Source organism: Flavobacterium sp. T12S277, assembly GCF_048514875.1.
Classification (GTDB): Bacteria; Bacteroidota; Bacteroidia; order Flavobacteriales; family Flavobacteriaceae; genus Flavobacterium.
Genome location: NZ_JBLYEG010000001.1, coordinates 284148 through 304628, shown reverse-complemented (window position 1 = coordinate 304628; position 20481 = coordinate 284148). Strand labels below are relative to the sequence as shown.

The following is a 20481-nucleotide window of genomic DNA, read 5'->3' as shown; positions in this document are numbered from 1 at the left end:
TAAAAATAAGCATTCCAATCAGGCCATTTTTCTGAGCTGTTGTAAAACCATTTTTGTCCACAACTTCATTTTTTTGATCCAGGTAATATTCAAGATTTTTAGGGTATCGATCCTCAATAGCTGCATTTAGAAATCGAAAAAATAACCATCTGAATAATCCACCTATACCCAATGTAAACCTCTTTACAGGTTCCATTATGATGTGTCCGATCATTATTTGTTTGTTGCCAGTTTGTCTAAAGTATAAGCAATAAGCGCATCTACCGCTTTATAAGGATCTTCGCTGAAAGTTCCTGAAGCACGATTGGCGATAATAGCATTTAAAGACAAGGCATTATGTCCTAAAAGTGCTGAAAGTCCGTAGATAGCAGCAGTTTCCATTTCTAGATTGGTAATTCTTTGCTCGTCAAAATTAAAATTATCCATTTTACTGTTTAATTCCTCATCCTGGATGTTCAAACGTAAAACACGTCCTTGTGGTCCGTAGAAACCTCCGGCTGTAGCAGTAATTCCTTTAAACATTTGATCCGACTCGATAATTTTTTCCAGCTTTTCAGAGCAGGCAATCGCATACGGTTTTCCTTTTTTAATGTCCCAGTTGGTATGCGTGATAAAAGCATCTTCGATGGCAGCATTCGAAACTTCGTCAATTAAATAAGAACGGAGCATATTGTCTAATCCCAGTCCAAATTTAGACATAACAAAACTGTCTACCGGAATATCAGCCTGTAATGAACCTGAAGTTCCAATTCGGATAATATTCAAAGAAGTTAAGTTTTCTTTTGGCTGACGTGTTTCCAAATCGATATTCACCAAAGCATCAAGCTCGTTTATCACAATATCAATGTTGTCAGGACCAATTCCGGTTGACATTACAGAGATTCTTTTTCCTTTGTAAATCCCGGTTTGGGTTTTAAATTCTCTTTTTTGTGTTGAATATTCAATAGAATCAAAAAACTGAGTAATTTTTTCTACTCTGTTTTGATCTCCTACGAAAATAATATCGTGCGCTATATGTTCGGGACGTAGGTTTAAATGGTAAACACTCCCGTCTGGATTAAGTATTAATTCTGAATTTTGTATCATTTTTTTTAATGTTTCTTAGTTTTTTTAAGGTTCTGAGGGGTTAAGGTTCTGAGGTTTTGAGATTTTTTTAAAATTCGGTAATCTACAATCTACAATCTGCAATCAGAAATCATCATCCGCCGACTCTTTTCGTTTTGAATCCCTTAGCTTTAAGGATTTCCATTATTTTGTCGCGATAATCGCCCTGAATGATTATAGCCGCGTCTTTAAAAGTGCCGCCAACGCTAAGCTTGGTTTTGATTTCTTTGGCCAAAACTTTAAAATCTTCATCAGATCCTTCGTAGCCTTCGATTATGGTGGTGGCTTTTCCTTTTCGTTTTTCGAATTTACAAATCATGGGCTCTTTCTGAATGAAAAGAACATGATCCTGCTCCTGAACTTCTTCAGGTTCGTTAGATTCGACATGATCTGGAAACAAATTTTTTAATTGATCTTGTAAGTCCATGGGTTTTATGCTTCAAATAAATTCCAATAAATATAGGATGTAAAAATTAAATTCCAAATCCCAATGATGAGTTTGGAATTTGGAATTTAAAGATTGGAATTTAATTTATGTTTATTTTTTGATTAAACCTAAATCTACCAAGCGTTCGTATAAATAATCTCCCGCTGTAATATCTTCGAATTTCTTAGGATTCTCGTCATCAATACAGTTTTCCAAACAATCCAGCTTCATATCGCTTACCGGGTGCATAAAAAACGGAATAGAATAACGTGAAGTTCCCCATAATTCTCTTGGCGGATTAACTACCTGATGAATCGTCGATTTTAATTTGTTGTTGGTATGTCTCGACAACATATCTCCAACATTAATCACCAACTGATCGTCTTCTGCGATAGCATCAATCCATTCGCCATCATGATTCTGAACCTGTAAACCTTTACCCTGAGCACCCATCAATAATGTGATAAGGTTGATGTCTCCGTGAGCAGCTGCGCGAATCGCATTTTCCGGCTCAGTAGTAATAGGAGGGTAGTGAATTGGTCTTAAAATAGAGTTTCCTTCTTGGGCATACTGATCAAAATAAAACTCATCTAAACCTAAATGTAAAGCCAGGGCTCTTAACACATAAACACCTGTTTTTTCAAGCATCTGATACGCTTCTTTACCTACAACATTAAAACGAGGTAATTCGGCAACATTTACATTTTCAGGGTACTCTGCCGCATACTTAGAAGAGGCGTCCACGTACTGGCCAAAGTGCCAGAATTCTTTTAAATCTCCCTCTTTGCGCCCTTTAGCATGTTCTTTTCCAAAAGATACATAACCTCTTTGTCCGCCAATACCGGGAATTTCATAATTATGCTTAGTTTCTATTGGCAAAGCGAAAAATTTTCTAATTTCGCTATAAAGCTCGTCTACTAACTGGTCGTCTAAGAAGTGACCTTTTAGGGCTACGAAGCCAATGTTTTCAAATGCACTGCCGATTTCATTTACAAATTTTTGTTTACGTTTCGGGTCGTCCGAAAGGAAATCACGTAAGTCTACACTAGGAATGTTTTGCATACTTTACATTTTTATTTAAAGATAAAAGGCGTTGTAAGACCTTTCAATAACAAAGGTAGAGAATATTTTAGAATTGAATTTTAAAAGTTATACTAAAATTAAATTTTTCTAACAAAAAGAAATAAAATTGTTATATTTTTCTATATTTGGAATACTTAAAACAACGCGCTAATGATCTTTTACAGACAAAACCTAACTGACGCTCAATTATTAGACTTATATAAAAAAATTCTGAAGCCCCGACTCATCGAAGAAAAGATGTTGATCTTAATTCGTCAGGGGAAAGTTTCTAAATGGTTTTCCGGAATCGGGCAGGAAGCAATTGCAGTAGGGGTGACCTCTGTTTTAGACGACTCCGAGTATGTGTTGCCTATGCACCGGAATTTAGGGGTGTTTACCAGTCGAAACATTCCATTACACCGTTTATTCTCGCAATGGCAGGGAAAAGCAAATGGTTTTACAAAAGGAAGAGATCGTAGTTTTCACTTTGGTACTCAGGAATACAATATTATCGGAATGATTTCGCATCTGGGTCCTCAATTAGGTATCGCAGACGGAATTGCTCTGGCGCATAAACTTCAAAATGATAATAAAATAACAGCTGTTTTTACAGGTGAAGGCGCTACCAGTGAAGGTGATTTTCATGAGGCACTGAATATCGCAGCCGTTTGGAAATTACCCGTAATGTTTGTGATTGAAAATAATGGTTACGGGTTGTCGACACCCACAAATGAGCAGTATTATTGTGAGAATCTGGCCGATAAAGGCATTGGTTATGGTATTGATAGCTATATTATTGATGGAAATAACATACTGGAAATCTATAATAAGTTGGCACAACTGAAAGAGGAGATGCAGAAAGATCCACATCCTGTGCTGTTGGAGTTTAAAACGTTCAGAATGCGTGGTCATGAAGAGGCGAGTGGTACAAAATATGTTCCGCAGGAGTTAATGGACGAGTGGGCGGCAAAAGATCCCGTTGTGAATTACAAAAAATATCTGATCGAAACGGGTGTGCTTACTCCTGAATTGGATGAAGAGTTGCATAGTGCTATTAAACAAGAAATTGATGAGAATTGGGCAATGGCCAATGCAGAGCCGGAAATCGTTCCTAGTTATAGTGGTGAATTAAACGACGTTTACAAACCCTATACTTATGAAGAAGTTAATCCTGATTCAGAAGTAGAGAATATTCGATTTATTGATGCCATCAGCAGCAGTTTGAAGCAATCTATGGAACGGCATGAGAATCTTGTTCTAATGGGACAGGATATAGCCGAGTATGGTGGAGCGTTTAAAATTACAGATGGTTTTGTAAAGGCGTTTGGAAAAGAACGTGTACGGAACACTCCAATTTGTGAGAGTGCAGTAGTTTCGGCCGCGATGGGATTGTCGATCAACGGTTTCAAAGCCATTGTTGAAATGCAGTTTGCCGATTTTGTTTCTACAGGTTTCAATCCTATTGTTAACTTACTGGCAAAATCTCATTACCGCTGGGGCGAAAAGGCTGATGTTGTCGTACGGATGCCTTGCGGAGGCGGAACTCAGGCAGGACCTTTTCATTCGCAGACCAATGAAGCGTGGTTTACCAAAACACCAGGTTTAAAAGTTGTTTATCCGGCCTTTCCGTATGATGCAAAAGGCTTACTCAATACTTCTATAAACGATCCCAATCCGGTTCTCTTTTTCGAGCACAAACAATTGTACCGAAGCGTATATCAGGATGTTCCGGCAGGCTATTACACCATTCCGTTAGGAAAAGCGGCTCTGTTAAAAGAAGGAGAATCGGTTACCATTATCGCTTTTGGTGCCGCGGTTCACTGGGCATTGGAAACCTTAGGGAAAAATCCTGAAATAAAAGCTGATTTAATTGATTTGCGAACCTTACAGCCTTTGGATACTGAAACTATTTTTAATTCGGTTAAAAAGACAGGGAAAGTGATTATTTATCAGGAAGACACTATGTTTGGCGGCATTGCCAGCGATATTTCGGCTTTAATTATGGAAGAATGTTTTGAATATCTGGATGGTCCGGTAAAAAGAGTAGCCAGTTTAGATTCGCCAATTCCGTTTACAAAAGCACTGGAAGATCAGTTTTTGTCTAAAAATCGTTTTGAAGATGTTTTATTAGAATTATTGAAATATTAATTACAAATAGCAAATTGTTTTGCAAAAAGAACATTTTTTTTATCTTTAAACCATAAAAAAATAACTTATGAAAAAACTGTTTGCTTCAATTTTTGCAATTACCTTACTTTTTTCCTGTAATAAAAATGGCAAGTCTAACGGAGATAAAGCGTTAGATGTAAAATTCGATACCTACAAGGATCGTTTTGTTACCGATTTGTGGAAGATTAACCCGGGCTGGGCTTCTGGCGTTGGTTACCATAAACTGGACAGCGTTTTGGTTGTTCCTGATGCTGCTGAAGAAAAAAGACAACTTGATTTTGCTAATGCACAATTGGATTCCTTAAAACAATTTAATCCTGAAGATTTGTCTGATAATAACAAGACCGATTTTCAAATGATTAAAAATCAACTGGAGGCTACTATTTTTAGTGTAAAAGAGTTAAAGTCGTCTCAATGGAATCCTTCTGATTATAATGTCTGCGGATCATTTGCAGAAATTTTGAATGGCAAATACGATACTCCGGAGATTCGTTTGCGTGCTTTTAATGCAAAAATGAATAACGTTCCGGCTTATTATGAAGCGGCAAAAAAGAACATTAAAAATCCAACTGTAGAGCATACAGAACTTGCTATAGCGCAAAATCTTGGTGGCTCTACTGTTTTTGACGTTGATTTGGCTGCAGCTTTGGAGAAAAGTAAACTAAGTGCTGCCGAGAAAAAAGAAATGCTGGAGAAAGGTATTGTTGCTAAAAAAGCAATTACTGATTATGTGGACTGGTTGAAAAAACTATCCAATAAAACACCTCGTTCTTTTAGACTTGGGGCTGAATTGTACGCTAAGAAATTCAATTTTGATATTCAATCGGGTTATACAGCCGATGAAATCTTTAAAATTGCAGTAGATCACAAAAAAGATTTGCATGAAAAAATGTTTGTTCTGGCTGACAAACTTTGGAAAAAATACAAAGGAAATGAGCCAAAACCTGCAAACAAACTGGATTTGATCAAACAGGTAATTGATAAAATCTCTTTACAGCACACTACACCGGAAAAATTCCAGTCGGAAATTGAAAAACAAATTCCGGAATTAACGGCTTATGTAAAAGCAAAAGATTTGTTGTATATTGACCCTTCAAAACCGTTGGTAGTTCGTAAAGAACCTGCATATATGGCGGGAGTTGCAGGAGCTTCTATTTCGGCACCAGGGCCTTATGATAAAAATGCTAATACGTATTATAATGTGGGAAGCATGACAGGCTGGACAGCTGAGAACGCAGAAAGCTACTTACGTGAATACAACGATTATATTTTGCAGATTTTAAACATTCACGAAGCTGTTCCGGGGCATTACACCCAATTGGTATACAGTAATCAATCGCCAAGTATCATTAAGTCTATTTTAGGAAATGGCGCTATGGTAGAAGGTTGGGCGGTTTATGCGGAGAAAATGATGTTGGAAAGCGGTTATAAAAATTCGGATGAAATGTGGTTGATGTACTACAAGTGGAATTTAAGAGCGACGTGTAATACTATTTTAGATATTAGTGTTCATACTAAAAACATGTCTAAAGAAGCGGCTTTGGATTTATTGATCAAAGAAGCTTTCCAGCAACAAGCTGAGGCAGATGGAAAATGGAAACGTGTTACTTTATCGCAAGTACAGTTGTGTTCTTATTTTACAGGATATACCGAAATCTACAATTTAAGAGAAGAACTTAAAAAGAAAGAAGGAGACAAATTCAATTTGAAGAAGTTTCATGAGAAATTCTTAAGCTTCGGAAGTGCTCCGGTAAAATACATTAAGGAATTAATGTTATCTGAAGAATAAAAATAACGATGATTCTGAATGTATAGAATCATCGTTTATAAGGTTTTGTTTTATCTGTGTGTAAAACATTTTTTTTGAGAACTGCGTCCTAACGGATGCAAAGTAAAAAGACTAACAGGTTATTGTAACCGTTAGTCTTTTTTATTTTTGGTGTTTTTTAAATGGTAATTATTTAAACCCGACAGGTTTTAAAAACCTGTCGGGTTTGTATTTTTTATTGATAGTAATTAATTCGAATTCGACTCCAATTCAAACAATTGCACCTGACTTTTCAATCGGTCAATTAATAAATTCATCATTCGTTTGTTTAAACTCGAGGAGTTTTGAATATAAGTATCGTACTCTTCAATGGTAAAAAGAGCGATTACAATTCCCTTTAGAGAATTTCGAAACTTAATGTCCTTTTGAATGGAGTTTTCGATGGTTTGGAGTTTTTTCTCGACCGTGTAGGAGTAAAAGTCGGCTTTGTTTTTATTGACATAGTTGATGAAAACTGCGATAAATAAATCGTTTTGAAGTTTTAAAATTGGTCTAATGGTCTGATTTTGAAACAACTCATCCGCTGAAGATTGAGCACTGATTGTTCCTAAAGTTTCGCCTCTGAATTCTTTTAAAAAAGTGTCTCTCGCTTCCATGTTTTTTCTTTAAATTTAGAAAAAAATCCGATACAAAATTTTTTATTCAAACTAATATTATGCGATTTCACACCAGAAAATGGGTAAAACCCGAAGATTTAAATCCAAACGGAACATTATTTGGCGGAAAGCTACTCGCCTGGATCGATGAAGAGCTGGCACTGTACACGATCATTCAATTGGAGAATACCAGAGTCGTGACCAAGTATATGTCGGAAATTGATTTTAAAAGTTCTGCCCGACAAGGTGATATCGTCGAGATTGGGATTGATGTTGTAAAATTCGGAAACACTTCACTCATTTTAAAATGTGCGGTACGCAATATGATGACCCGCGAAATCATCATCACTATAGATAAGACTACAATGGTTAATCTCGATGAAGACGGAAAACCTAAAGCCCACGGAAAAACTCAAATTGAATTCGTAAAAGACCGTTTATAATTCTTTTATTATATCGGTTTAAAACTTCAAAAATGACTAAAAAAAATATACTTGCTTCTTTATTGTTTGTTCTGCTGCTGTCCTGTAATTCAAAAGAAAATAAAGACAGTTATAATCATGCCGTTTATCGTGCAGTTCACAAAGGAGATACCGCTGTTCTCGACATTCATATAAACGACAAAAGGTTTTTCGGTCGTTATGAAGTGTTTTATCATAAAATCGGTAAAGATTCAGGTGATGTAAGGGGAGATATTAAAGGAGATACTTTAAGGGGTGACTTTCATTTTATCTCTAATGGAGGCAGCTGGAAAAGGGTTCCATTGGCTTTACTAAAGAAAGATAACAAACTGTTTTTAGGAAAAGGAGTAATTGGTACCTACTTCAATCTTCCGCTTTTTTTACCCGAAGTACCTATTGAATATGACAATTCACAATTTGTTTTTGAAAAAATTAAAGAATAGTTTTCAATCGCAGTCTCAGTTTTCAGTTTTAAACTGCGACTGAATACTGAACACTGAGACTGAAAACTGAGACTGAAAACTGAGACTGAAAACTATTCAAATCGCCCAATCTTCGAAGGCAGTTCAAATATTTCAAGATCAAAATATTCTACTGAAGCCATCACATGGTCAAAAATATCGGCCATAATATATTCGTAGTTGGCCCAGCGTTTATCGCTCGAGAAAGCATAAATCTCTAAAGGAACCCCATTTGCAGTCGACTGTAACTGACGGCACATCATGTGCATGTCCTTGTTTAAGCCCGGATGTGTTATCAAATACTGCATGATATACTTTCGGAACAATCCTAAATTGGTCATATTACGGCCATTGAGTGCCAAAGTTTTGTCAACACCACGCAGATCATTGTATTTATCGATTTCGGATTGTCTGGTTTCGATATAAGAAGCAATCAATTGTACTTTTTTCATCTGATTCAAATCTTCATCATTCAGAAAACGAATGCTGCTGCTTTTAATCAAAACGTGTCTTTTAATGCGTCGTCCATCAGACTTCTGCATACCGCGCCAGTTCTGGAAAGAATCAGAACTCAGAGCATAAGTAGGTATTGTGGTAATCGTGTTATCAAAATTTCGAACCTTAACAGTCGTCAGGTTAATCTCGATTACATCCCCGTCTGCACCAAATTTATCCATTGTAATCCAGTCACCAATACGAACCATGTCGTTTATGGCCACCTGGACGCTCGATACAAATCCGAGGATCGTATCCCTGAAAATTAAGATAATAATAGCGGAAAGCGTTCCTAAAATAGTCAGAAGTTCGCCTTGTTTGATTCCAAACAATTTGGAGATAATAATGGCAACCCCAAAAATCCAGAGCACGATCATAATAACCTGAACGAAGCTGTCGATTGGTTTGTCGCTGTATTCCGGTTTTTGTTTTAAATAATCGCGTAAGGCATTAAAAATAGTCCTGGTAATCCACAATCCGAGCAAAACGATATAAACCCCAACTATTTTTCCAAAAACCGACTCCCAATACTCGTATTTGTCGAGAATAATTGGAACCGCTTTGTAAATAAAGAAAAACGGAATTAAGTATGCCGTATATTTGGTCGTTTTATTATGAATCAGATAATCGTCAAATTTTGTTTTGGTACGCTGCGCAAAAACGGCAGTCAGCGTAACCAAAACAAATTTTGCCAGATAATAAATGGCATAGGCCAGTATCACCATGATGGCGATATTAAAGATCAGACTGACATAAGACGCTATATTACGGCTCATGCCCCAATCTCTAAAAATAGGGTATAAAAAATTAAATATTTTATCCAAAAGTCTAGGCATTATTCTCCAGGTATTTTTTCTCTACATAAAAAGTTCCAAACGGAATAAGTGACGCGATCTGTATAATGGCAAAGGTTTTTAAATCCCAATTTTGAGGTTTTTTAAGTAAAAACGCCAGTAAAACATAACCAATAAATAAAACACCATGAGTCATTCCCAGCGGACGTAACAGGGTGTGATAAAGTTCGGGATTATTGGTTTTGATGAAAAGCATATTGGTAAATAATACTAGGTAAGAGATTCCCTCTAAAATTGCAGTAACTTTGAAAATCTTGAGCATATTCTATTTTTTGAGTTTAATACCAGCAAAATTAAGTATTATCGTTGGTATTTGAAGTATGAATCAGGAAAGTAATTTACTTTTGTAATCTTAAACTTTGATAATGAGTAAACGCGATTTAAAAAAATATCTTGCCGAATTAAACAAAGAGCAGCTCGAAGAGCAGATTGTCGAATTGTATGAAAAGTTTAGTCCGGTTAAAGTGTATTATGATTTTGCTTTCAATCCAAAAGAAGATAAACTGCTGCAGGAATGTAAGGTGAAGATTTCTCACGAATATTTTCCAATTAAAAAAGCAGGAGCCAAAAGACGTCCTAAAGCAAAACTGCGTCGCTCAGTGGCACAGAAATACATCAAACATTTTATTTTATTGGGAGTTGACCCGTTTGTTGTGGCCGACATTATGCTTTACAATATAGAGATCGCGCAAACGTATTCGTCACAAAACCCGGTTAAGCAGGAATTGTTTTACAAAAGTATCCTCAATTCATTTGAGCAGGCCGTAAATTTTTCTATTTCCAATGGAATTTTAGCTGATTTTAAAGAAAGAATTATAGCCATTCAACAAGAAACTCTTCAACAAAAATGGAAAAACAAGTATGATTTTGAGGCAATTTTAGAGAAAATCGATTAATAAAAGCAGTTCTCATAAAAAATCTTATTTAAAAAAAACATTTATTTTAGGTTAAAATAAAGTGAAAAACTGTTTTTTCGGTGTATTTTTGCAAAAATCCAAAAAATAACAATGTCTCAAAACACTTTAGAAATAGAAAGAGAAGAGAAAAAAGAACTTTATGCATATCAGAAAGGCGACATCGACGCCATTTTTGAACGTTTAGACAATGCTCCTCAGAAACATCATTTATTATATCAATTACCTACTGGTGGTGGAAAAACAGTGATTTTTTCCGAAATCGTTCGTCGTTATTTAGCTAATAATGATAAAAAAGTGGTTGTTCTAACTCACCGTATCGAACTTTGTAAGCAAACCTCTAAAATGCTGAAAGGGTTTGGTGTTTCTAACAAAATCATTAACAGTAAAGTAAAGGAATTACCGGATCAAAACGATTTTTCATGTTTCGTAGCGATGGTAGAGACCTTAAAAAACCGTATCAATGACGAAAAGTTACATTTAGACAATATTGGTTTGGTTATTATTGATGAGGCGCATTACAACTCATTCCGAAAACTATTAAACTCATTCAAAAACGCTTTTATTCTTGGAGTAACAGCAACCCCTTTGAGTTCAAACATAAAATTACCAATGCACCAGAGTTACAATGAACTTATTGTGGGAGATACCATCAGTTCATTAATCGACAAAGGATTCCTGGCGCGTGCCACTACTTATAGTTATGATGTTGGATTAACCTCTCTTAAAGTAGGTATCAATGGAGATTATACCGTAAAATCATCAGATGATTTATATACGAATACCATTATGCAGGAAAAATTACTGCATGCTTATACCGAGCGTTCGTTAGGCAAAAAGACCCTGATTTTCAATAATGGTATCCACACTTCGTTATACGTATATGAAACGTTTAGAGAAGCAGGTTATGACATCAGGCACCTTGATAACACTAGCAGTTCTGAAGAACGTAAAGACATCTTACAGTGGTTCAAAAAGACGCCTGATGCGATTTTGACTTCTGTGGGAATCTTAACAACTGGTTTTGATGAGCCAACAGTTGAAACAATTATTCTGAACAGAGCAACAAAATCATTAACTTTATACTACCAGATGATTGGGCGTGGTTCTCGTAAATTACCTGGAAAAGATGAATTTACAGTAATTGATTTGGGTAACAATGCCGCACGTTTTGGTCTGTGGAGTGAGCCGGTAAACTGGCAGCACATCTTTAAATCACCTGAATTTTATTTGGAGAATTTACGTGATGATACCGAGATTGAAATGTACTTCAAATACAGTATGCCACCGGAGCTGCGTGCTAAATTCAGCAAAACAGCCGATGTTACTTTTGATGTAGACGAAGAGCATAAACTAATCATCAAACAAAATTTACGTTCTAAAGTTGTATTGGATAAATCATTAGAGCAGCATGCTTCAATGTGTGTTGACAATACAGAAACTTTACAAGAAGCAAAATCATTAGGTAGAGAACTGGATGACGATATCGATTGCCGTATCAAGCGTTATGCAAAATGTTTGAGCCAATGCAGTAAAAACTACCGCGAATGGCTGGTTGAAGATTATAAAAAGAATTTAACCTTATTAATAGGCAAAAAGTATCGTGAAAAAATCATGAACGAGCCGGACGAATAGAGATATTTTGTTTCAGCTTGTCGCGCTGAGCGAAGTAAATGTTACAATATGTCATTTCGACGAAGGAGAAATCGCACTGGTATTACACAAAGTTTGTCGAATATTGGATGCGATTTCTCCTTTGCAAATTACTAGAAACTCATTTTTAAGTTCTCAAAGCAACCTGAAACTTGAAACAAATAAAAACAAAATAAACAAAATAAAAAGTATGTCTAAACAATTCTCATCATTAGGAATTTCAGCACCAATTTTAAAAGCGTTAAGCGAATTGAATATTGTTGAACCTACGGAAATCCAACAAAAAACAATTCCGTTACTTTTAGCTGAAACTCACGATGTAGTTGGTTTAGCCAAAACCGGAACCGGTAAAACAGCAGCCTTCGGATTGCCATTGTTGCAATTAATCGATACAGAATCTCCTGTAGTTCAGGCCGTAATTTTGGTTCCAACAAGAGAACTTGGACAACAAATATTCAGAAATTTAGAAGGTTTCGGAAAACACCTCCCAAACGTTTCTATCGCTTCCACTTGTGGAGGAATCCCAATAAAACCACAAATCGAACGTTTGACTCAGCCTACTCATATTGTAGTAGCAACACCGGGACGTTTGATCGATTTGATTCAGCGCAAAGCCATTGATTTAAAACAAACAGCCTATTTAGTACTGGATGAAGCCGATGAAATGGTCTCTATTCTTAAAGAGAGTTTGGACGAAATTGTTGCCGAACTTCCTAAAAAACACCGTACTTTATTGTTCTCCGCTACTTTACCGGGAACAATCAAGCAGCTGATTCAGAATTACTTAAATAGAAACGTAGTTCAGGTTAGTGCAAGCATGGAAACTGTTGGTAACCAAGGAATTGATCACGAGTATATTGTAGTAGATCCTATTGAAAAACTGGATGTTTTAATGCATTTCTTAAATTCAAGAGAAGGCGAACGCGGTATTATTTTCTGTAAAACCAAAGCAGCAGTCAATAAACTGGCCAAGAATCTGGCTATTAATCGTTTTTCTTCGGGAGCGCTTCACGGTAGTTTGTCACAGGGAATTCGCGACAGGATTATGGAGCAGTTTCGTGAGGGGCATATCAATATATTGGTTGCTACCGATTTAGCTGCAAGAGGAATTGACGTAAAAGAAATTTCTTATGTAGTCAACTATCATTTGCCTGATACCTATGAAAACTATGTTCACCGTAGCGGGAGAACTGCTAGAGCAGGAGCAAAAGGACTTTCATTAACCGTTTTACAGGAAGAAGAAGTAGCAGAGATTCCTGGATTTGAACAAGAACTAGGGATTAAATTTACTAAATTTCAAAAACCTTCGGTAGCAAGTCTTGAAGAAAACAATACGCTTTTATGGGCCAAACAAATTTTCAAAACTAAACCGAATCACGATATTTCGACCGAATTGAAAACGAAGGTAAAAACGGTTTTTCATCATCTGACTAAAGAGGAACTGATTGAGAAATTGTTAGCCAATTATGTTTTACAGAACAAAGTTGAAGTGGCTGAAAAACCTGTTAAAAAATTCAAAAAGTAATATTTGTGGCAATTAACTTTGCTAATTTATGTTGTATATTTATAAGGTAATTTTAGTATAATCTTACTTAATAAACAGCATATATGAAGATAGTCATCATAGGAGGTGGTTTTGCAGGAATCAATCTTGCAAAAGAGCTTGTAAACCATCCTCAAATACAGGTAACCCTTGTAGACAAGAACAATTATAACTTTTTCCCACCACTTATATATCAGGTTGCAACCGCATTTTTAGAACCTTCGAGTATCAGTTATCCTTTCAGAAAATTCTTTGCAGGCAAAAAAAACCTGCAATTTCGTCTGGGGGAATTGCTTTCAGTAGTTCCCGCTGAGAATAAAATTATCCTGAATAATGGAGAATTAACATACGATCATTTGGTTTTTGCAACCGGTGCAGAAACGAGTTATTTTGGAATGGAAAACGTTATGAAAAACGCCATTCCGATGAAAACTTTGAACGATGCCATCGAAATGCGTAATGCACTGCTTAAAAACCTTGAAAAAGCAGCAATTACCAAAGATATTCGCAAACGACGCAAATTGTTAACCATTGTGGTAGCAGGAGGAGGGCCAACAGGAGTGGAGGTATCGGGAATGTTTGCCGAAATGCGAAAAAGCATTCTTTTAAAAGAATATCCGGAACTGGAAACCTCTGCGAGTAACGTTTATTTGGTCGATGGGGGAGATGCACTCCTCTCGCCTATGAGTAAAGCTTCTCAGGAAGACACTTTGGATGCACTTACCAAACTTGGTGTTGTGGTAAAACTTCAAACACGTGTTGTTGACTATGTTGATGATACTGTTCATTTTGCAAATGGAGAAACAATTAAAACTAAAAATCTGATTTGGGCAGCCGGAGTTTCTGCTAAAACTTTTGAAGGAATCCCAACAGAAAGTTATGGCCGCGGAAAACGTATGGCAACAGATCAGTACAATAAAGTAAATGGACTCGTAAATATTTACGCTATCGGTGACACAGCCATCACAGCCGGTGATAAAAATTTCCCGGACGGGCATCCGCAAGTAGCGCAGGTCGCTATTCAGCAAGGATTAAATTTGGCCAAAAACTTTAAAGCCATGATACAAAACAAACCTTTAAAAGCATTCCTGTACAATGACAAAGGTTCAATGGCTATTATTGGAAAAAATAAGGCAGTTGTAGATTTACCTAGTCCAAAATGGCATTTTAAAGGATTTTTCGCCTGGATTATCTGGCTGTTTATCCACCTGATATCCCTGATTACTTATAGAAACAGATTAAATACATTTTGGAACTGGATGGTGGCTTATTTTGCAAGAGATCAGTCTTTGAGAATGATTATCAGACCAGAGAAAAGACAACAAAGAGAATAGATAAAATTCAATTTTTAAATTCCAAATTCCAATGAATTGGGAGTATTTAAGCGAACATAAAGAAGCCAGAATTTAATAATTCTGGCTTCTTTTTTACACAATATTGTCATTTCGACGTAAGGAGAAATCACACTAGTAGCTCGACAAAGATTGGAGATTCACTTTGTGGAATTTTTTTTGTGATTTCTCCTTTCAGTCGAAATGACAAACCGGAGTACCTTTGTTAATGACCAATCATAACATCATCTTCCTTAGACAATTCTACTTTTTGTTTAATAAAACGTTTTCCGATATTTAAAACAATAAAAGCGGTAATCGTAGTTGTTGTCATGATAGCCACCATTGGTGCAACAGAATTCTTTACAAAGATTCCAACCGCAAATGAAGCTAAAGCCCCAATTCCAAGCTGAATAGCACCCATTAAAGCCGAGGCACTTCCTGTATTTTTAGCAAAAGGCGCCAGAGTAAGACCTGCTGTATTTGGATTCGAAATTCCCAGACAAGCCAGGAATAAAAACAACATTCCAATAGTTTCATACAATCCTAAAAGGTCGTTTAAAGCCAAAATAAGGAAAACAATACTAATAACGGACTGCGAAATCAACGCACCAAAAATCATTTGTTCGCTGGAATATTTTTTCAATAAAGCTGAATTTAACTGACTTGAACCAATAAAACTAACCGACATAAAAGCAAAAATCCAACCGTAGGTTTTAGCATCAACATGGTAAATATCCATAAAAATTATAGGTGAGGCCGCAACGTATGAAAACAAACCTGAAAAAGCAATTGCCCCTGTAAAAGCATACGTATAAAACTGAGGCTCTTTAAGTACTTTTAAGAAATTGGTAATAATAGGTTTTGGTTTTAAAGATATTGAAGTGTCTGGTTTATAAGTATTAGGTAAACCAAGCTGTGATGCTATAAGAATCGCAATTCCCATACACATTAAAATAAAAAATACAGTATGCCAGCCGTAATCTTCTGTAACATAACCTCCAATTGTAGGTGCCAGCATAGGAGAAAGTCAGACAACAAGCATTAATAAGGAGAATACTTTTGGAATATCTTTCACAGGAAATAAATCTCTTACCATAGCAACAGAAGCAACTGTTGCAGCGCAACTTCCAACAGCCTGAACAAATCTTAAAAGGATAAACGAATCAATAGTAGTCACATAAATACAGCCCAAAGAAGCCAAAATATAGACCATTAACCCAATAAATAAAGGCTTTTTTCGACCAAAACGATCCAATAGTGGTCCGTAAAGTAATTGTCCGGCTGAAATTCCAATAAAATAACTCGATAAACTCATCGAAACTTTGGCGACTGAAGTGTGTAAATCCTTTGCTATACCTGAGAAACCAGGCAGATACATATCAATTGAAAAAGGGCCAAGTGCTGTTAAAGAACCTAAGATAAGGATGAGCTTAATGTATTTTTTTGTTGTCATTTTCTTAAAAAATTGCTTTTCATTTTTTGCAAAGGTAAAGATTTCATATCTTGTAGTGTAATTTAAACCTTTTTTAATAAAAGTTTGGGTGTATTACGCATAAATGGATTGCCAAAAATCATTTTAATATTAATCTTAAAAATTTAAAATTATGAGAAATTACATTGTACTATTTACACTTATTTTTACCACAATTTCATTTGCACAAACAATTACTTCTAAAAAAGAAGATGCAACTCCGGCACAATATGCCTTGCTGGAAAAAGTCAATCAGTATTATCCGGACATTACTTTAAGTAAAACGGTTACTAATTTTAAAACGCATGAAAAAAATTCTTCTATTATTGATTCTCGTAAGCTTTCAATCGTATGCACAGGCTAATAAATTTACCGGAACCTGGAGCACTGAAAATTGTAAAAGTTGCAGCAAAGAATATGTACTGAAATTAAACCTGGCGCAATCCAATAACAAAATATTTGGAACGGCCGAAATTACAAGCAGCAACGAAAAATTTGTTAGCGGTGTTATGGAGGTTGACGGTAATGTGTATGCACTTGGTGAAAAAGCCCAAATTAGCATCAAAGGCAAAGACGGTTCTGCAAGTGCAGTTTTATTTGTAAAGGAAGATCTTTTACAATTTGCCAAAAGAGGTGGTGATGATTTAGTTCCCAAAGAAACAATTCTAACGAAGTTATACTAGAGAAATCAAGGCAAAAGACACAAAATTGCCCTATTCTGGTATAGTATGTTTTGAACTATAATTTATATTATGTAAAATAGAAAATTCAGGAAACTCCTCTGGCCGCTGTAGATTCTTTATAAAATATTCTTTTATAGATTCTCTGAAATACTTAAAAATGAACGGTTTGTATTGTATCAAACCTATTTCCGTTTAAATCGTCTGTCAAAAACAAACCTAAAATGTGTTTTTGAATCGTAATAAATCATTTTAAAGGCTTTAAAATGACAATATTTAACATTTCTTTAAAATAATTAGATTCTGTGTAAGATGCTTTCATTGTACCACATTATTTTATTATTTTTACATTCGATACTTTAAAAAAATTATCAAACATATGAATACAATTGCTGAGCATATTGCAGATTTTTTAAAAGAATACCCGCCATTTGATAATTTAACTTTCCAGGAATTATCTGATATTGCAACGAACATTCGTGTTATCAATTTAGAAAAACATGCAGTATTGTTTCAAAACAATGACCTGCTTCACGACAGCTTTTATGTTGTGGCTTCGGGTATTGTAAATCTGACTACAATTGCTGATGCTGAAGAAACGATTATAAACAAATGTCATGAAGGTGATATTTTTGGTCTACGCCCGTTTTTTGCCAAAAATAACTATATGATGACGGCTAAAGCACGTGAAGAAAGTATTATTTATGCTATTCCAATCGCTGTTTTCAGACCATTTGTAGCGAATAATTCAGACGTTTTGAACTTTTTGCTCGAAAATTTCGCAGTAAATTCAAGACATGCGAAAGACAATGTACATTCTAATGGAAAATTGATTTCTGATACTGCGTTTTACGTGGATCAGCAATCAGAAATGCAGTATATTCAGTCTTTAGCGTACAACAATTCGCCTTTAACAACTGAATCCAACCATATTATCAAGGATGTCGCTATTTTGATGACCGAATCAATGGTCGACAATATCGTGATTTGTGAAAAGAATAATCCGATTGGTATTGTAACCAATGCCGATTTATCTTCAAAAATTGCGACAGGCCGCTACCCCATTACCGAAACGATCGATAAGATTATGTCTTCGCCGGTAGTTACTGTTATTGAAAATGTATCGCTGGCTGAAGCACAATTGCTGATGTTAAAACATAATGTTACCCATTTATGTGTTACCAAAGACGGTACCGGTAAATCTGCGGTAAAAGGAATTATTTCTGAACACGATTTAATTGTGGCACAGGCTAGTAACCCTGGTGTTTTAATTAAAGAAGTGAAACGTTCGCAGTTGCCGAAAGATTTAAAACAAATACGAGATCGCTTGTCTGATTTGATTCAGAATTCGATTCAGAAGAATATTCCAATTTCACATGTCAGTAATATTGCCAGTGAAATTAACCTGGCCATTATTAAGCGTGCGGTAGAGCTTTCTATTTTAGATTTGGGCTCCCCTCCTGCTCGTTTTGCATGGCTAAGTATTGGTAGTCAGGGACGTAAAGAACAGCTTTTGCTTACCGATCAGGACAGTATTCTGATTTTTGAAGATGTGGCACCGGACAAATACAGAGAGGTTAAAGATTACTTTTTAAGGTTGGCGAAAAGAACCACTTCGATCCTGGAAAAAGTAGGTTACGAACTTTGTCCAAACGGACATATGGGAAGTAATATGCTTTGGTGTAAGTCATTGACTGACTGGACAAAACAATACAACAGTTGGATGAATACTCCAGGTGAAAATAGTAACGATCTGAGCAGTATTTTCTTTGATTATGAGATTGTTTTCGGGGAACCAAAAATTGAGGAAGTAATCGAAAATGTGATCTTTAAAAATGCAGTAAACAATACTTTGTTTTTTGACTTTTTAGGGAATGACGCTTTAAAACGTAATTCTCCTTTAAGTTTTTTCAAAAAGTTTATTGTTGAAGAAGAAGGACCGCATAAAACAAAATTTGATATTAAAACCCGTGCATTAATGCCTTTGATTGATTCAGCGCGTTTGCTGATTTTGAATGCTAATATAAAGGGGATTAAAAATACTTATTTGAGATTCAAACAATTGGCTATTACAGATTCTAAAAATGCCGAAATTTATTTAAGCTGTGCCGAGGCCTTTCTGACCTTGTCAAAGTTTAGAACTGTTGAAGGTTTGAAGAATGATGATTCCGGACAATATATTAATTTAAGGGAATTGTCTAAGACAGACAAAGAAAAGTTAAAAAATGCCTTAACCCCAATGAAAGACCTTGAGGAATTAATTAAGAGTAAATTTCAACTTACACAATTCTCATAAAGTATGCTAGACTGGATTAAAAATATCAACAAAGAGTATCCGGACTTTTGGAAGGAGTACTTGACGAAATTTGAAGTTAAACCCAACAGGTTTGTGGTGTTGTCTACAGAGACTTCCGGATTAAATCCCAATAAAGATGTTATTTTGTCTTTGGGGGCTTTTTCGGTTATTGATGACAGCATTGTGATTAAAGACAATTTTGAAGCTGTTTTATTGCAATATAAATTTTTGCAGGATAACGGACTTTCGAATGAATTTATCATTGAGAGCAAAATGATGAAGATGCCGGAACCTGATGCAATGGAGGCTTTGATTAATTTTATCGGGAATTCGATTCTGGTTGGACATCATATTAATTTTGACATTGAAATGCTAAATGCGGCACTAGAACGTCTGGATTGTGGAAGATTAAAAAACGAAGCTTTGGATGTTGATATGATGTACCGTAAATTAATGGACATTAACGACAAGCAATTTTCTCTGGACGATTTAAGCGAAATCTATAAAATTCCAAAAAGCGACAGAAATTCTTCTGCAGAAGACGCGTATAAAATTGCCCTATTGTTCCTGAAACTAAAATCGAGATTGGGAATTAAATAGGAAGTTTGATTCACCATATAAAAAGAAGTAAGGAAATCACTGAAAAGTATTTCCTTTTTTTTGTGCTAAACATATTTGGTGTATCCGAAATAAAGGATAATTAATAAGTATTGTAAATCCGACAATCCCGAGGCTTTGGGATTGTCGGATTTGTTATTTTAAAGATTTTTTGTTAGGTACATCGCTGTCAGGCTAAGCGTACTCAATGTTTTTTAGTTTTGCAGGTCTTTGATTTTGCTTGTTTTTCGTGGCGGCAAAAAGAAATGACGTAAATCCCCCTATTGTTGTCATTTACGTACAGTATTGTCTTTTGTAAGTAATCGCATCTTTGTCTTGTTAGTTTAATTAAAAATTAACAGAAAAAGTAGAACAAAATGATAACTGTAAATTCTTATCTGGCTTTCAGCGGTAATTGTCTTAAAGTAAGGACGTTCTGTAGAAAATGTCTGAACAATCAGATTATATTTCAAGTGATTGGTGAATCCCCGGGATGTTTAACTTCACTGCAAATCAAAATTACCAATAAATACAAA

18 protein-coding genes and 1 pseudogene are annotated in these 20481 nt (G+C 35.6%); 12 read left to right on the top strand and 7 right to left on the bottom strand.

Annotated features, from left to right (window positions below; all coding sequences use genetic code 11):
- Window positions 1-213: 213 nt before the first annotated feature.
- The 3 genes from ACN1CN_RS01190 to ACN1CN_RS01180 form a co-directional block, all read right to left on the bottom strand.
- On the bottom strand, window positions 214-1086 hold the full coding sequence (locus ACN1CN_RS01190; protein ID WP_291287372.1) for a nucleoside phosphorylase: 873 nt from the start codon (window positions 1084-1086) through the stop codon (window positions 214-216).
- 112 nt (window positions 1087-1198) lie between these two features.
- Window positions 1199-1531, bottom strand: a complete 333-nt coding sequence (locus ACN1CN_RS01185) for a translation initiation factor (RefSeq protein WP_419134345.1) — start codon at window positions 1529-1531, stop codon at window positions 1199-1201.
- Between the two features lie 111 nt (window positions 1532-1642).
- Window positions 1643-2593, bottom strand: coding sequence for an isopenicillin N synthase family dioxygenase (locus ACN1CN_RS01180; protein ID WP_264523904.1), 951 nt, complete (start codon window positions 2591-2593; stop codon window positions 1643-1645).
- Between the two features lie 171 nt (window positions 2594-2764).
- On the opposite strand from ACN1CN_RS01180, the gene ACN1CN_RS01175 reads away from it, so the two are divergent.
- Both ACN1CN_RS01175 and ACN1CN_RS01170 read left to right on the top strand, forming a co-directional pair.
- A complete protein-coding gene (locus ACN1CN_RS01175; RefSeq protein ID WP_419134344.1) occupies window positions 2765-4741 on the top strand; it encodes an alpha-ketoacid dehydrogenase subunit alpha/beta in 1977 nt (658 codons plus the stop codon).
- Window positions 4742-4808: 67 nt separating this feature from the next.
- Window positions 4809-6551 (top strand): DUF885 domain-containing protein, encoded by a 1743-nt coding sequence (locus ACN1CN_RS01170; protein ID WP_419134343.1) that lies wholly within the window; start codon window positions 4809-4811, stop codon window positions 6549-6551.
- A gap of 227 nt (window positions 6552-6778) precedes the next feature.
- On the opposite strand, the gene ACN1CN_RS01165 is transcribed toward ACN1CN_RS01170, so the two are convergent.
- Window positions 6779-7186 carry a glyoxalase gene (locus ACN1CN_RS01165; protein WP_419134342.1) on the bottom strand — a complete coding sequence of 136 codons (408 nt, stop codon included), beginning with the start codon at window positions 7184-7186 and terminating at the stop codon, window positions 6779-6781.
- 59 nt (window positions 7187-7245) lie between these two features.
- Between ACN1CN_RS01165 and ACN1CN_RS01160 the strand changes: the two genes are divergently transcribed.
- Window positions 7246-7629: an acyl-CoA thioesterase gene (locus ACN1CN_RS01160; protein ID WP_263360764.1), complete on the top strand. Its 384-nt coding sequence runs from the start codon at window positions 7246-7248 to the stop codon at window positions 7627-7629.
- A gap of 32 nt (window positions 7630-7661) precedes the next feature.
- Window positions 7662-8090 (top strand): hypothetical protein, encoded by a 429-nt coding sequence (locus ACN1CN_RS01155; RefSeq protein ID WP_419134341.1) that lies wholly within the window; start codon window positions 7662-7664, stop codon window positions 8088-8090.
- A gap of 92 nt (window positions 8091-8182) precedes the next feature.
- On the opposite strand, the gene ACN1CN_RS01150 is transcribed toward ACN1CN_RS01155, so the two are convergent.
- Together ACN1CN_RS01150 and ACN1CN_RS01145 are read right to left on the bottom strand one after the other, a co-directional pair.
- Window positions 8183-9439, bottom strand: a complete 1257-nt coding sequence (locus ACN1CN_RS01150) for a mechanosensitive ion channel family protein (RefSeq protein ID WP_264523910.1) — start codon at window positions 9437-9439, stop codon at window positions 8183-8185.
- Complete coding sequence (locus tag ACN1CN_RS01145) at window positions 9432-9719, bottom strand: DUF3817 domain-containing protein (RefSeq protein ID WP_173967873.1); 288 nt, start codon at window positions 9717-9719, stop codon at window positions 9432-9434. Before ACN1CN_RS01145 ends, ACN1CN_RS01150 begins: the two co-directional genes overlap by 8 nt.
- Window positions 9720-9822: 103 nt before the next feature.
- Here ACN1CN_RS01145 and ACN1CN_RS01140 point away from each other — a divergent pair, with 103 nt between their 5' ends.
- The 4 genes from ACN1CN_RS01140 (at window position 9823) to ACN1CN_RS01125 (ending at window position 14901) form a co-directional block, all read left to right on the top strand.
- Window positions 9823-10353, top strand: coding sequence for a DUF6155 family protein (locus tag ACN1CN_RS01140; RefSeq protein WP_419134340.1), 531 nt, complete (start codon window positions 9823-9825; stop codon window positions 10351-10353).
- A gap of 111 nt (window positions 10354-10464) precedes the next feature.
- Window positions 10465-12006, top strand: coding sequence for a DEAD/DEAH box helicase (locus ACN1CN_RS01135; protein WP_264523912.1), 1542 nt, complete (start codon window positions 10465-10467; stop codon window positions 12004-12006).
- A 208-nt stretch (window positions 12007-12214) separates the two neighbouring features.
- Window positions 12215-13549, top strand: coding sequence for a DEAD/DEAH box helicase (locus ACN1CN_RS01130; protein ID WP_419134338.1), 1335 nt, complete (start codon window positions 12215-12217; stop codon window positions 13547-13549).
- 83 nt (window positions 13550-13632) lie between these two features.
- Window positions 13633-14901: an NAD(P)/FAD-dependent oxidoreductase gene (locus tag ACN1CN_RS01125; protein ID WP_291287327.1), complete on the top strand. Its 1269-nt coding sequence runs from the start codon at window positions 13633-13635 to the stop codon at window positions 14899-14901.
- 223 nt (window positions 14902-15124) lie between these two features.
- Here ACN1CN_RS01125 and ACN1CN_RS01120 read toward each other — a convergent pair.
- Window positions 15125-16279: pseudogene (locus tag ACN1CN_RS01120) on the bottom strand (multidrug effflux MFS transporter).
- Window positions 16280-16505: 226 nt separating this feature from the next.
- Here ACN1CN_RS01120 and ACN1CN_RS01115 point away from each other — a divergent pair.
- From ACN1CN_RS01115 to ACN1CN_RS01100, 4 genes are all read left to right on the top strand, one after another.
- Complete coding sequence (locus ACN1CN_RS01115) at window positions 16506-16736, top strand: hypothetical protein (RefSeq protein WP_419134337.1); 231 nt, start codon at window positions 16506-16508, stop codon at window positions 16734-16736.
- Entirely contained in the window at window positions 16678-17055 is a 378-nt protein-coding gene (locus tag ACN1CN_RS01110) for a hypothetical protein (RefSeq protein WP_419134336.1), read from the top strand. Before ACN1CN_RS01115 ends, ACN1CN_RS01110 begins: the two co-directional genes overlap by 59 nt.
- Window positions 17056-17431: 376 nt before the next feature.
- Entirely contained in the window at window positions 17432-19348 is a 1917-nt protein-coding gene (locus ACN1CN_RS01105; RefSeq protein WP_419134335.1) for a DUF294 nucleotidyltransferase-like domain-containing protein, read from the top strand.
- Window positions 19349-19351: 3 nt separating this feature from the next.
- A complete protein-coding gene (locus ACN1CN_RS01100) occupies window positions 19352-19948 on the top strand; it encodes a 3'-5' exonuclease (RefSeq protein WP_173967721.1) in 597 nt (198 codons plus the stop codon).
- Window positions 19949-20481: the final 533 nt, after the last annotated feature.